At 62.9% G+C, this 12,956-nt stretch carries 12 protein-coding genes and 1 riboswitch; of the genes, 1 reads left to right on the top strand and 11 read right to left on the bottom strand.

Annotated elements, in window-relative coordinates; genetic code table 11:
* Positions 1 to 8: 8 nt before the first annotated feature.
* From infB to DENOEST_RS07165, 11 genes are all read right to left on the bottom strand, one after another.
* Entirely contained in the window at positions 9 to 2,741 is a 2,733-nt protein-coding gene (gene infB, locus DENOEST_RS07215) for a translation initiation factor IF-2 (protein WP_145769779.1), read from the bottom strand.
* Positions 2,742 to 2,756: 15 nt separating this feature from the next.
* Entirely contained in the window at positions 2,757 to 4,238 is a 1,482-nt protein-coding gene (gene nusA / locus DENOEST_RS07210; protein ID WP_145769778.1) for a transcription termination factor NusA, read from the bottom strand.
* A 25-nt stretch (positions 4,239 to 4,263) separates the two neighbouring features.
* Positions 4,264 to 4,692, bottom strand: coding sequence for a ribosome maturation factor RimP (rimP, locus tag DENOEST_RS07205; protein WP_145769860.1), 429 nt, complete (start codon positions 4,690 to 4,692; stop codon positions 4,264 to 4,266).
* A gap of 126 nt (positions 4,693 to 4,818) precedes the next feature.
* Complete coding sequence (rluB, locus tag DENOEST_RS07200; protein ID WP_232096460.1) at positions 4,819 to 5,694, bottom strand: 23S rRNA pseudouridine(2605) synthase RluB; 876 nt, start codon at positions 5,692 to 5,694, stop codon at positions 4,819 to 4,821.
* 31 nt (positions 5,695 to 5,725) lie between these two features.
* Entirely contained in the window at positions 5,726 to 6,343 is a 618-nt protein-coding gene (gene scpB, locus DENOEST_RS07195) for an SMC-Scp complex subunit ScpB (protein WP_145769776.1), read from the bottom strand.
* Positions 6,321 to 7,151, bottom strand: coding sequence for a segregation and condensation protein A (locus DENOEST_RS07190; protein WP_145769775.1), 831 nt, complete (start codon positions 7,149 to 7,151; stop codon positions 6,321 to 6,323). The genes scpB and DENOEST_RS07190 overlap by 23 nt, the downstream gene beginning before the upstream one ends.
* 6 nt (positions 7,152 to 7,157) lie before the next feature.
* Complete coding sequence (locus DENOEST_RS07185; RefSeq protein ID WP_145769774.1) at positions 7,158 to 8,360, bottom strand: tryptophan--tRNA ligase; 1,203 nt, start codon at positions 8,358 to 8,360, stop codon at positions 7,158 to 7,160.
* A 2-nt stretch (positions 8,361 to 8,362) separates the two neighbouring features.
* The gene (locus DENOEST_RS07180; protein WP_145769773.1) at positions 8,363 to 9,010 is read right to left on the bottom strand and encodes a site-2 protease family protein; all 648 of its coding nucleotides are present in this window, start codon (positions 9,008 to 9,010) and stop codon (positions 8,363 to 8,365) included.
* Between the two features lie 30 nt (positions 9,011 to 9,040).
* The gene (locus tag DENOEST_RS07175) at positions 9,041 to 9,664 is read right to left on the bottom strand and encodes an L-threonylcarbamoyladenylate synthase (protein WP_145769772.1); all 624 of its coding nucleotides are present in this window, start codon (positions 9,662 to 9,664) and stop codon (positions 9,041 to 9,043) included.
* A gap of 172 nt (positions 9,665 to 9,836) precedes the next feature.
* On the bottom strand, positions 9,837 to 10,670 hold the full coding sequence (locus DENOEST_RS07170; protein ID WP_145769771.1) for a 3',5'-nucleoside bisphosphate phosphatase: 834 nt from the start codon (positions 10,668 to 10,670) through the stop codon (positions 9,837 to 9,839).
* Positions 10,667 to 11,530, bottom strand: a complete 864-nt coding sequence (locus DENOEST_RS07165; RefSeq protein ID WP_145769770.1) for an alpha/beta fold hydrolase — start codon at positions 11,528 to 11,530, stop codon at positions 10,667 to 10,669. Before DENOEST_RS07165 ends, DENOEST_RS07170 begins: the two co-directional genes overlap by 4 nt.
* Before the next feature lie 87 nt (positions 11,531 to 11,617).
* A riboswitch (glycine riboswitch) is annotated at positions 11,618 to 11,713 on the top strand.
* Positions 11,714 to 11,845: 132 nt separating this feature from the next.
* Here DENOEST_RS07165 and gcvT point away from each other — a divergent pair.
* Complete coding sequence (gene gcvT, locus DENOEST_RS07160) at positions 11,846 to 12,940, top strand: glycine cleavage system aminomethyltransferase GcvT (RefSeq protein WP_145769769.1); 1,095 nt, start codon at positions 11,846 to 11,848, stop codon at positions 12,938 to 12,940.
* Positions 12,941 to 12,956 lie beyond the last annotated feature (16 nt).

Genomic DNA, 12,956 nt, shown 5'->3' with positions numbered 1-12,956 from the left:
GCGGAACTTTACAGAGTCCTGGCGACTTCCTGGATTTCAAACACTTCCAGTTGGTCACCTTCATTGATGTCCGAGAAGTTCTTGAGGGACAGACCGCACTCGAAACCTTCCCGAACTTCCTTGGCATCGTCCTTGAAGCGCTTCAGGGAGTCCAGCTCACCGCTATGCACCACCACGTTGTTGCGCAGCAGGCGGATATGGGCATTGCGCCGCACCACCCCGGAGGTCACCATACAACCGGCTACCGCGCCCACCTTGGGAATGCGGAACACCTGGCGAATTTCCACCATGCCGATAATATTTTCCTTCTTCTCCGGTGAGAGCATCCCGGACATGGCTGCCTTCACCTCATCCACGGCATCGTAGATGATGTTGTAGTAGCGGATATCCACCCCGAAGGCTTCGGCTGCCTTGCGTGCGCCTGCATCGGCACGGGTATTGAAGCCGATGATGACCGCCTTGGAAGCCGAGGCCAGATTCACGTCGGACTCGCTGATGCCGCCCACAGCACCATGGATCACGTTGACCCGGACCTCGTCGGTGGAGAGCTTGACCAGGGCATGGACCAGAGCCTCCTGGGAGCCCTGCACGTCGGCCTTGACGATCAGGGCCAGGGACTTCACCTCCCCCTCGCCCATCTGATCAAACATGGACTCCAGCTTGGCGGCCTGCTGCTTGGCCAGTCGCACGTCGCGGAACTTGCCCTGACGGAACAGGGCGATCTCCCGAGCCTTGCGTTCGTCGGCCAGACCCATGGTCTCGTCGCCAGCGGCGGGCACATCGGAAAGGCCCTGGATTTCCACCGGGATGGAAGGCCCCGCCTCCTTGATGGGCTTGCCGTTCTCGTCCAGCATGGCGCGAACCCGGCCATAGACCTGGCCCGCCAGCAGCACGTCGCCCTGGCGCAGAGTGCCGGACTGCACCAGCACCGTGGCTACCGGCCCCTTGCCCTTGTCCAGCCGGGCCTCGATCACCAGGCCCTTGGCCGGCGCATCCTTGGCTGCCTTCAGTTCCAGCACGTCGGCCTGGAGCAGCACGTTTTCCAGCAGTTCATCGATACCCTGGCCGGTCTTGGCCGACACCATTACAAAGGGGGAATCGCCGCCGTACTCCTCGGGCACCACGCCTTCGGCCACCAGCTCCTGCTTGACCCGGTCGGGATTGGCACCGGGCTTGTCGATCTTGTTCACCGCCACCACCAAGGGCACATTGGCGGCCTTGGCATGGTGAATGGCTTCCTTGGTCTGGGGCATCACGCCATCATCGGCCGCCACCACCAGAATCACCAGGTCGGTAGCCTTGGCACCCCGGGCACGCATGGCGGTAAAGGCCTCGTGGCCCGGCGTATCGAGGAAGGTGATCATGCCTCGCTCGGTTTCCACGTGGTAAGCGCCGATATGCTGAGTGATACCGCCCGCCTCGCCCGCCGCCACCTTGGCGCGACGGATATAGTCGAGCAGAGAAGTCTTGCCGTGGTCCACGTGACCCATCACGGTCACCACGGGGGCACGGGGCAGCAGCTCGGCATCCCTGTGCTCTTCATCGTGATCCTCGTCGAGGAAGGCATCCGGATCGTCCAGCTTGGCGGCAAAGGCCTTGTGGCCCAATTCCTCCACCAGAATCATGGCGGTTTCCTGGTCCAGTTGCTGGTTGATGGTCACCATCATGCCCATTTTCATCAGGGCCTTGATGACCTCGGTGGCCTTGACCGACATCTTGTGGGCCAGATCGGCCACGCTGATGGTTTCCGGCACATGGACATCACGAACGATAGCTTCCACCTGCTGAGCAGGCATCGACTGATCGCCATGTCCATGACGACCACCCTGGCGGCCCCGGGGCCCGCCACGCCAGCCACCGGCGCCACCGCCGGTATCGCCGCGGGTCTTGAGTCCGCCACGCCGTTTGGCGGCATCATCCTTCCAGGTCGATGCAGGCTGTTCCTTGGCCTTCTTTTCCGGTTTCTTTTCACCGGCAGGCTTGGCCACCGGCTTGTGCAGAGTGCCGGATACGCCGGCCTCGGCCGGCGCCGCAGCAGCGCGGGGCGGCTCGGCAGCCTTCCTGACCAGTTCCGCCTGACGCTTTTCGGCCTCGGCCCGTACTCGGGCCTCCCTAGCCTGCTTTTCTTTCAATTCGGCCGCCTGAATGGCCGAGAGCTGGGCATGCCGCTTGGCCTCCGCAGCCCGGATGGCCCGCTGCTCATCATTGATCACCGAGATTCGCACCGGCGCGGCAGCTTTCACCGGCTCGACGACCGGCGCTTCCGGGACAACAGGCAATTCCGGTTCTGGCTCGGGTACAGGCTCCTCTTCCGGCACCACGGCGACTTCAGGAACCTCGGGAGGAATCTCGACCACCGGAGGCTGCACCGTCTCGGCCACTGGTTCGACAGGCACCTCGTCCGCCGGCACCGGCAACTCATCGGTGGAGCTTGTCTCTGCCACATCCCGCTTCACCAGCACCCGCTTCTTGCGCACCTCGACCTGAATGGTACGTGCCCTGCCAGTGGCATCGGCGGCCTTGATCTCGCTGGTCTGCTTGCGCGTCAGGGTGATCTTGGCCTTGGCCCCGGTTTCCCCGTGGGAGCGGCGCAGGTAGTCCAGTAGCCGGGTCTTGTCCTGCTCGGACAAGAGATCGTTGGCAGCGGACTTATCCACTCCGGCCTTTCCCAGTTGTTCCAGCAGCACGGCTGCCGGCATCTTAAGTTCTGTCGCAAATTGGGCAACGCTCATTTGTGCCATGGTCGTTCCCTTTATTTATGCTTCATCCGCGAACCAGTGGGCCCGCGCATTGGTGATCAATGCCTTGGCCCGTGCATCATCGATGCCGGTGATTTCGACCAGCTCATCGACTGCCAGATCTGCCAAGTCGTCCAAAGTCTTGATGTCGTGCCTGGCCAGCTTGGCGGCCAGAGCCTTGTCCATGCCGTCCAGGTTGATCAGGGCGTCCTCGACATTTTCCAGTTGTTCCTCATCCACAATGGCTTCGGTAAGCAACACGTTACGGGCTCGGTCACGCAACTCGTTGATCGTCGCCTCGTCGAAAGCGTCGATTTCCAACATTTCCGCCAAGGGCACGTAAGCCACTTCCTCCAGAGTGGAGAACCCTTCCTGGATCAGGATGTCGGCCACCTCCTCGTCCACATCGAGCTTTTCCATGAACAGGGACCGGATCGCCGAACTTTCGGCCTCCTGCTTCTGCTGGGACTGCTCGATCGTCATCAGGTTGATGGTCCAGCCAGTCAGCTCCGAGGCCAGGCGGACATTCTGACCGCCACGCCCGATGGCGATGGCCAGGTTGTCCTCGCTCACCACCACGTCCATGGCGTGCTTTTCCTCATCCACCATGATGGACATGACTTCGGCCGGCGCCAGGGCACCAATCACAAACTGAGCCGGATCCGCCGACCAGAGCACGATATCGACCCGTTCGCCGGACAATTCATTGGTCACCGCCGTGACACGAGAGCCCCGCATGCCAACGCAGGTGCCAATGGGGTCGACTCGGGGATCGTTGGATTTGACGGCTATCTTGGCGCGAATACCGGCATCCCGGGCCGCCGACTTGATTTCCAGCAGGCCTTCCTCGATTTCCGGGACTTCCAGTTCGAACAGCTTGACGATGAACTCTGGCGCCGTCCGCGACAGAATCAACTGGGGCCCCCGAGCCGCTCGGTCGATCTTCTTCAGCCAGGCCCGCACCCGGTCCCCCGGCCGCAGATTTTCCTTGGGAATCATCTGATCCCGGGGCAGCAGTGCCTCGACCCGTCCGGCCTCGATGATGGCGTTACCCTTTTCCATGCGCTTGATGGCGCCGGTAACCAGATGCTCCTTGCGCTCCAGGAAGTCATTGAGCAACTGCTCCCGCTCCGCGTCGCGGATCTTTTGCAGAATCACCTGCTTGGCAGCCTGAGCACCAATGCGTCCGAAGTCTATGGGCTCCAGGGCCTCCTCAATGTAATCGCCCAGGACCACTTCGGACACCTGCTGCTGGGCATCCTCCAGAATGATTTGATTTTCCGGATTCTCGAATTCCTCGTCGGTCACCACCACCCAGCGGCGGAAGGCCTCGAACTCACCCGTGTTGCGATCGATCTCGACCCGCACGTCGGCTTCGTCGTTGATGCGTTTTTTTGTGGCGGAGGCCAGCGCCAGCTCGAGGGCGCCGAACACAATATTGCGCTCGACGTTCTTCTCCCGTGCCAGGGCGTCCACCATCAACAGCATTTCGCGGCTCATTCCTTACTCTCCCACAATCCCAAATTCAGAACTTCGGCACCAGGCGGGCCTTCTCGACATTATCGAAGGGAAGCTCCCGCTCCCCCTCCTCCGTCCGCAACACCACCAGGCCATCCCGCAAACCACCAATCACACCGCTGAAATTGCGCTGATTACCGTGAGGCACCCGCAACTTCAACTGCACTTCCTGACCCGAAAAACGCTCGTAATCCGCCGGCTTCTTGAGGGGGCGATCAAGACCGGGCGACGAGACCTCGAGCCGGTCATAATCGACGTTTTCCGCCATGAACAGCCGCGTCAGATGATTGCTGACCGTGACGCAATCATCCACATTGACCCCTTCGGGTTTGTCGATAAAAACGCGCAGCAAGCGACCTCGCGGACTCGTCTCGAGATCCACAAGCTCATACCCAAGGCCTGCCACGGCCTGTTCGATCAATTCAACAACCTGCATATTCCCGCGCCACAAATAAAAAATGGGCAAACTGCCCATTCTTCGTAAGCCCGCCTCCCACGACGGGAAACGGTGCCAAATAAACACATCAATTGTAACAGGCGGGACTGTTCCGGCGCAAGCAGACTACGGATTATTCGGGTTTTTTTGCGGCTTGAGGGCTGCCAGCAGGGCCTTGGTTTCCTGCTCATTGAGCTCCCGACACTGACCCCGTTTCAACTGGGGCGGCAGGACCAGGGGACCATAGCGCACTCGCATCAGGCGGCTGACGGTGATCCCGACGGCCTCGAACATGCGCCGCACCTCCCGGTTCCGTCCCTCGGCCAGGGTCACCCGGAACCAGCGATTGGCCCCCTCCCCCCCCGCCGCGGCAATGTGGGTGAATGCAGCGCGACCGTCCTCCAGCTCGATGCCTTCCCGCAACTGCTGCAAAACCTCGTCCGACAGCTCGCCCAGGACACGCACGGCGTACTCTCGGTCGATGCCATAGCGGGGGTGCATCAGCTTGTTGGCCAGTTCGCCACTGTTGGTGGCCACCAGGAGGCCACAGGAGTTCAAGTCCAGCCGGCCGACGGTGATCCAGCGCCCACTGCGAATGCGGGGGAAGCGTTCAAAGACGCTGACCCGACCTTCCGGGTCATCCCGTGAGACGATTTCCCCCTCCGGCTTGTGATACAGCAACACTCGAGGCAACCGGGACCAGCCCAGATGCAGTTGCACCAGCTTGCCGTTGAGACGGACCTTGTCCTTGGGGCCGATACGCTGCCCCACATGGGCCGGCTCCCCATTGACACTGACCCGCCCTTCCGCGATCCATTGTTCCAGCTCCCGACGGGAACCATGGCCAGCATCGGCCAGGGCCTTTTGCAGCTTGATGCTGGCTTCCTCGACTTCGGCGGCAAAACGGCCCGCTGCGGGGCGGCTGTGAGGCACTGGCTGCCCCACCAACTCCACCGACTCCAGATAGTCCGGGAACGCCAGTTCCTCCGCACCCGGCTCCACACGGGGAGGATGACGAACGTCCGGGGACGCCCTAGATCTGGAAGGAGCCTTGGCCTTCGGCTGGGGGGAGCGCAGGGGACTGCGCTTCTTGGGAGAACGGGGTTTCTGCAAGGTCCATCACCTTTTCGATTTCGGTCAGCGGCGGCAGCTCCGACAGGCTGCGCAACCCAAGGTCGTCAAGAAATTTGCGAGTCGTGGCATAGAGGGCGGGGCGACCCGGCGCATCGCGATGCCCCACCGTATCCACCCAGCCGCGCCCCTCCAGCACCTTCAACACATTGGGAGAGACCGCCACACCACGGATATCTTCAATGTCGCCCCTGGTCACCGGTTGACGGTAGGCGATGATAGCCAGGGTTTCCATCACCGCACGGGAATATTTGGGGGGCTTCTCGTTTTTCAGCCGGTCCAGATAGAACTGGTACTCGGGCCGGGTCTGGAAGCGCCAGCCAGTGGCCAGTTGTACCAGTTCCACCCCCCGACCGGCCCAGTCCCGACGCAGGTCGTCAAGCAGGGTACGCCAGGTGTCCTCGTCGAACTCCTGGTCGAAGAGGCGCTTCAGATCGGCCAGCGGCACCGGGTCCGCCGCCACCAGCAGGGCTGTTTCCAATACCCGCTTGTAATCTTCAGGCTTGTAGAGTTGGAGCATCGGGAACTCTCACATAAATGGGGGCCAATGCCTCGGCCTGGGTGATATCCACCAGGCTTTCACGGGCCAGTTCCAGGATGGCGAGAAAACTCACCACCAGAGCCTGGCGCCCCAGGGCCACATCGAAAAGATCCTCGAACACCACGAAGCCCCGGCCCTGGAGCCGGCGCAGGATGGCCGTCATGAACTCCCGCACCGACAGTTCCTCGCGATGGATCTTGTGATGCTGGGTAACATGGGCCTGCTTCATCAGGCCCAGCCAGGCCAGTTGCAGGTCATGCAGACTGACTTCCGGCTGGCGTTCCACCACCTTGTCGGCGATCCACACGGTTACCCATTCATAATTACGTCCGGCCTGGGGCAGGGCATCAATCTTGGCCGCCGCCATTTTCATCTGTTCATACTCCAGCAAACGGCGCACCAGTTCGGCCCGGGGGTCCTCCGCTTCGCCGGTCTCGGCCTTGGGCGGGCGCGGCAGCAACATGCGGGACTTGATCTCGATCAGCATCGCCGCCATCAGCAGGTATTCGGCCGCCAGCTCCAGATTGCGCCGCTTCTGCATCGCATCCACGTACTTGAGATACTGGGCAGTCAGGGGCGCCATCGGAATGTCGAGTACATTGACGTTGGCCTTGCGGATCAAATACAGCAGCAGGTCCAGGGGGCCTTCGAAGGATTCCAGAATGACTTCCAGCGCATCGGGCGGGATGTACAGATCCCGGGGCATCTCTGCCATCAGCTCCCCATAGACCTTGACCGGATGAGCGACCAGAGGGGCAAGTTCTTCGATGCTGGCGACCTCGTCCATGGGCGTTCAGCCGTAACTCACCCCGATGGCCGCCCGCACATCAGCCATGGTTTCCCGGGCCAGGATGCTGGCCCGTTCACGCCCTGCGGCCAGGATATCCTTCACCACCTGGGGATTTTCCTCGTATATCCGCGCCCGCTCCCGCATGGGTTCCTGCTCCTTGAGCACGCCATCGATCACCGGCTGCTTGCAATCGAGACAACCGATGCCTGCGGAACGACAACCCTCCTGCACCCACTGCCTGACACCATCGTCGGAGTAGATCAGATGGAACTGCCAGACCGGACACTTGTCCGGATCGCCCGGATCGGTGCGGCGCACCCGTTGGGGATCGGTCTGCATGGTGCGTATCTTCTTGCGGATGGACTCCTCGTCCTCCCGCAGGGCGATGGTGTTGCCGTAGGACTTGGACATCTTCTGGCCGTCCAGCCCCGGCATCCGCGACGCCTCGGTCAGCAGGGCGCCGGGCTCCACCAGGATCATCTTGCCGCCGCCCTCCAGGTAACCGAACAGGCGTTCCCGATCCAGCATGGACAGGCTCTGGGCCTCGTGCAGCAGAGCGCGAGCCTGTTCCAGGGCCTCCCCGTCGCCCTTCTCCTGATAGCGATTGCGCAGCTCTCCATACAACTTGGCACCCTTGCCTCCAAGCTTTTTCATGGACTCCCTGGCCTTGTCCTCGAAGCCGGGCTCGCGACCGTAGATATGGTTGAAGCGGCGGGCCAGCTCGCGGGTGAACTCCACATGGGGCACCTGATCCTCGCCCACCGGCACCTTGTCGGCCCGGTAGATCAGGATGTCGGAACTCATCAGCAAAGGGTAGCCGAGGAAGCCGTAGGTGGTCAGATCCTTGTGGGTCAGCTTCTCCTGCTGATCCTTGTAGGTGGGCACCCGCTCCAGCCAGCCCAGCGGCGTGATCATCGACAGCAGCAGATGCAGCTCCGCATGCTCCGGCACCTGGGACTGGATGAAGATCGTGGCCTTTTCCGGATCGACTCCGGCAGCGAGCCAGTCGACAACCATATCGATGGCATTGTCGGTGATGGTGCCCGGCTCGTCGTAGGCCGTGGTCAGGGCGTGCCAGTCGGCGACGAAGAACAGACAGGGATAGGCATGCTGGAGCCTGACCCAATTGGCCAGCACCCCATGGTAGTGGCCCAGATGAAGGCGCCCGGTGGGGCGCATGCCGGAGAGAACTCTTTCAGCGTACATATTCAAAAACCAAACAGTGTCTTGATCAGGGCCATGTACAGCACCAGGGGCGGCCGCAACAGCATATCCAGCACATGGGTAAACAACAGCGCCAGCAGAATGATCATGCCATAGCGCTCCAATTGGGCGAACTTCATGGCGGCCTTGATCGGCAGCAGGCTCACCATGATGCGCCCGCCATCCAGGGGCGGCAGGGGCAGCAGGTTGAGGATCATCAGCACCCCATTGACACTGATGCCGACCCGGGCCATTTCCGCCAGGGCCAGACTGTAATCCAAGTCCGGCATGCCTACCACGATCTTCAGCAGCAGTGCCCAGAACAAGGCCATGAACAGATTGGCCGCCGGCCCCGCCGCCGCCACCCAGAGCATGTCCTGCTTGGGCCGCCGCAGGCGGCCGAAATTCACCGGCACCGGCTTGGCCCAGCCGAACATCAGGCCACCGCCGGAAAACAGCAGGATCATGGCCGGCACCAGAATCGTACCCACCGGATCGATGTGGCGCAGGGGGTTGAGACTGATGCGCCCCAATTGCCAGGCCGTCGGATCGCCGAAATGGCGCGCCACATAGCCATGGGCCGCCTCGTGCAGCGTAATGGCGAAAAGAATGGGAATGGCGGAGATCGCCAGAGTCTGGATCAGGTTGTCCATGGGATGGGCGCGGATTCTAACAGAGGGCTGTCACAGCCCGAGGGGCGGCAGCGGGCCGAGACCCGCCCGCACCAGCTCCGGCGCACCTTCGGCCAGATTGACCACCGTGGTCATTTCGGCGCCGCAGATGCCGCACTCGATCACCAGATCCAGTTGCCGCTCCAGGCGTTCACGGATGTCCTCGGCATCGGAGAGGGGTAGTTCCTCCCCCGGCAGCAGCAGGGTCGAAATCAGCAGGGGTTCTCCCAGTTCCTCCAGCAGGGCCAGGGAAAGGGAATGATCCGGCACCCTGAGGCCGATGGTCTTGCGCTTGGGATGCAGCACCCGGCGGGGCAATTCCTTGGTGCCTTCGAGAATGAAGGTATAGGGTCCCGGAGTGGTGGCCTTCAGCAGACGGTACTGGGCGTTATCCACCCGGGCGTAGGTGGCGATCTCGGAAAGATCCCGGCACATCAGGGTAAACAAATGCCGCTCATCCACGTCGCGGATGCGGCGGATGCGATCCAGCAGGGCCGCGTCGCCCGTCAGTCCGCCCAGGGCATAGGCAGCATCGGTGGGGAAGGCGATCAGCCCACCCTTGCGCAAAATGTCCGCCGCCTGGCGAACCAGTCGGGGCTGGGGATGTTCGGGATGCAGGGAAAAGAATTGGGACATGGATCAAGGAAATATTCGCGCTAGCGTGAAAAAGCTGCGCCGGAGCCGAGTGTAATCATCGAGCGTAGCGAGCTGATGAGTAGCCCCGCCCCGGGGCGGGGATGGGGGTGGGGGCGTTCGATTGGCCTTTGCGCATTTTCATCCTCGGGAGTGGTGCTGGCGACCATGCGCGTTAGATCAGTTCGCTCCAGACCGGCGTCAGCCCATCGGGCAGGGGAGGCAGTTTACCCAGATCGATCCAGCTTTCGCCGGGGCCATGAAAATCCGAGGCCCGGGAAGCCAGGAAGCCGAACTCCCGCGCCACCCGCGCCATTTCATGCACCTCGTTGTCGTTCTGGGCGCCGGACAGCACCTCAATGCCGCGCCCACCCAGATCCTTGAAGTCAGCGAAGACCTGGCGCAGTTCCTTTTTGCTGACCTTGTAACGGAGCGGATGGGCCAGCACGGCAATGCCCCCAGCGCCGTGAATCCAGGCCAGGGCCTGTTCCAGGGTGGCCCAGAAATGGGGCACATAGCCTGGCTTGCCCTTGGCCAGCCAGTAGTCGAACACCGATTTCACGTCCTTGGCCCGGCCACACTCAACGATGTAGCGGGCAAAATGAGAGCGCCCCACCAGGGCCGGATTGCCCGCGTGGCGCAAGGCGCCCTCGTAGGCGCCATGGATTGCCGCCCGGTCCAGTTCCTCGGCGATACGGCGCGCCCGGGCGTCCCGGCCGCTGCGTACCTGGGCCAGGCCCGCCACCAGGGCAGGATGGCGCTCATCGATGCCCAGTCCAACGATATGCAGGGTCTGGTCGTTCCCCCAGGTGGAGGAAATCTCCACCCCATCGACAAAACGCAAGGCCTGTAGCGCCGCCTCGGCCCGGGCCTCGGCCAGGCCACCGGTCTCGTCATGGTCAGTCAGGGCCAGCAATTCGACGCCATTGGCCTTGGCCCGGCGCACCAGTTCCGCCGGCGACAGACGGCCATCGGAAACCGTGGAATGGCAATGCAGGTCGGCGTTCATGGCAGGAAACCCTCGATCAGGGCCGCCACTTGCTCGGGCTGGTCGTGATGCAGATTGTGGCCGCAGTCGGCCAGGGTTTCCACCCGGTGCCGCGCGAAGCAGGCCAGCCGGCGGTCCATTTCCTCCGGCCGGGAGCCGAAGGCCTCGCGAATATAGACGGAATCGGCCCCATGGATGAACAGCACCGGCGCCTCGATGCGGCGCCAACAGGCCATGGCCTCGGCCAGTTGAAGGCGAACCGGATTGACCCACAGATGGCAGGGATCGGCCGCCCAGCGGACACCCCCCTCCACATCCCGGGCCAGATGCCGGGCCAGGTATTCCGCCCGATCTGCCGACAGGCGGGGATTGTCCCGCCGCAACCGGGCAGCAAAGGCCGTCCGGTCCGGATAGGTACGGAACGAAGCCTCACGCCCGGACTGGCGTATCCACTGGGCCAGCCGGCCCGGCATATCCTCCGGCGTGGGCACCTGAAGGCCGACGCCCTCCATGTTCACCAGAGCCGACACCCGCTCGGGACAGGCGCCACCGTAGATACTGGAAACCACGGCCCCCATGCTGTGGCCAACAATGCGGGCGGGGGCGTCGGGAGAATAGTGCTGGAGCAAGGCGTCCAGGTCGGCAAAATAGTCAGGGAACCAGTAATGACCGTCGTTCCACTGGGACAGGCCGAAGCCGCGCCAATCCGGAGCGATCACCCGCCAGGAACGCTGGAAGGCTTCCACGACGAACTGGAAGGAGGCCGAGACCTCGCACCAGCCATGGAGCAGGAACAACAGGGGCGCATCGGTTTCGCCCCAGAGGCGTACATGGATGCGCCGTCCGCGCAGTTGGAGAAATTCGGAAGTCGATTGTTGCATCGCAGAATTCTACCAGCCCACCCTCAAGGAGCTGCTGCGTCAATTTCGGAACACTTGCGCTTTCGGTACCTGGACCGGCATAATCCGCCCCGGTCGTTGGGAGAGGGCACCTCCCTATCAGCGAGATGCCGCCGAAGGCGCAACCCCCAGGAACCGCTCAGGCAAAAGGGCCAACGACGCAGCAAAAATCTGGAGAGCGGCAACCCGGAACACCCTCCGGACAGTGCCCACCGAAGGAGTCAATCTCTCAGGTACAAGGACAGATGGGGCACGAACCGGATGGTTCGCGCCCTTTTCCATTTCGGGTCCGCCTCTATGAGCCAACGCACCGCCCTCTACCAGACCCACGTCGTCGCCGGCGCCAAGATCGTCGATTTCGCCGGTTGGGACATGCCCATCCATTACGGTTCCCAGATCGAGGAGCACCACGCCGTGCGGCGGGATGCCGGCATGTTCGACGTCTCCCACATGCTGTCCATCGACCTGACCGGCCCCGACGCCCTGCCCTGGCTGCGCCGCCTGCTGGCCAACGATTGCGCCAAGCTCCTAGCCCTGCCGGGCAAGGCCCTGTATTCCTGCATGCTGAAGGAGGACGGCGGCGTCATTGACGACCTGATCGTCTACGGCCTCTCCCCGGAACGCTTCCGTATCGTCGTCAATGCAGGAACTGCCGACAAGGACATGGCCTGGATGGGGCAGCAGGCCGCCAGCCAGGCCATTACCCTGATGCCCCGCCGGGACCTGGCGATGATCGCTGTCCAGGGCCCCCGGGCACGGGAGAAGTTCCTCGCCGCCTATCCCGGCGCCAGAGCAGTGGCGGAAAATCTCATCCCCTTCCAGGGGGCCGACTGGAACGACGGCCCCGGCGGCCCCTGGTTCATCGGCCGCACCGGCTACACCGGCGAGGACGGCTTCGAAATCGCCCTGCCCGCCCAGGAAGCTGCCGGGGTCTGGAACACCCTGGCCGCAGCCGGTATCGCTCCCTGCGGCCTGGGCGCCCGGGACACCCTGCGCCTGGAAGCCGGCATGAACCTCTACGGTCAGGATATGGATGAAGGCCAGAACCCCCTGGAGTCCGGGCTGGCCTGGACCATCGATCTCAAGGATGCCAGCCGGGACTTCATCGGCCGCCAGGCCCTGGCGGCCCTGAAACCCTCGCGCCGCCTGGCCGGCCTGCTGCTGCTGGACCGGGGCGTATTGCGGTCCCATCAAAAGGTGATCACCGCCGCCGGGGAAGGCGAAACCACCAGCGGCAGCTTCTCCCCCACCCTGGAACGTTCCATCGCCCTGGCCCGGATTCCCCTGGCGGTGGCAGATGGCGCCGAGGTGGAAGTGGAAATCCGCGACAAGCGCCTTAAGGCGAAAGTGCTCAAGCCCCCCTTCGCCCGCAACGGCAAGGGTCTGATTTAGTACCAACAGCTTTTAT

Source organism: Denitratisoma oestradiolicum, assembly GCF_902813185.1.
GTDB lineage: Bacteria > Pseudomonadota > Gammaproteobacteria > Burkholderiales > Rhodocyclaceae > Denitratisoma > Denitratisoma oestradiolicum.
The sequence above is the reverse complement of the archived record's forward strand: the minus strand, read 5'-3'. Positions and strand labels throughout refer to the sequence as shown.

Bases quoted from the DNA above. Each gene is read 5' to 3' on its own strand.
- infB (WP_145769779.1), bottom strand. From the start codon at position 2,741: ATGGCACAAATGAGCGTTGCCCAATTTGCGACAGAACTTAAGATGCCG.
- nusA (WP_145769778.1), bottom strand. From the start codon at position 4,238: ATGAGCCGCGAAATGCTGTTGATGGTGGACGCCCTGGCACGGGAGAAG.
- rimP (WP_145769860.1), bottom strand. From the start codon at position 4,692: ATGCAGGTTGTTGAATTGATCGAACAGGCCGTGGCAGGCCTTGGGTAT.
- scpB (WP_145769776.1), bottom strand. From the start codon at position 6,343: ATGCTCCAACTCTACAAGCCTGAAGATTACAAGCGGGTATTGGAAACA.
- DENOEST_RS07190 (WP_145769775.1), bottom strand. From the start codon at position 7,151: ATGGACGAGGTCGCCAGCATCGAAGAACTTGCCCCTCTGGTCGCTCAT.
- DENOEST_RS07185 (WP_145769774.1), bottom strand. From the start codon at position 8,360: ATGTACGCTGAAAGAGTTCTCTCCGGCATGCGCCCCACCGGGCGCCTT.
- DENOEST_RS07180 (WP_145769773.1), bottom strand. From the start codon at position 9,010: ATGGACAACCTGATCCAGACTCTGGCGATCTCCGCCATTCCCATTCTT.
- DENOEST_RS07175 (WP_145769772.1), bottom strand. From the start codon at position 9,664: ATGTCCCAATTCTTTTCCCTGCATCCCGAACATCCCCAGCCCCGACTG.
- DENOEST_RS07170 (WP_145769771.1), bottom strand. From the start codon at position 10,670: ATGAACGCCGACCTGCATTGCCATTCCACGGTTTCCGATGGCCGTCTG.
- DENOEST_RS07165 (WP_145769770.1), bottom strand. From the start codon at position 11,530: ATGCAACAATCGACTTCCGAATTTCTCCAACTGCGCGGACGGCGCATC.
- gcvT (WP_145769769.1), top strand. From the start codon at position 11,846: ATGAGCCAACGCACCGCCCTCTACCAGACCCACGTCGTCGCCGGCGCC.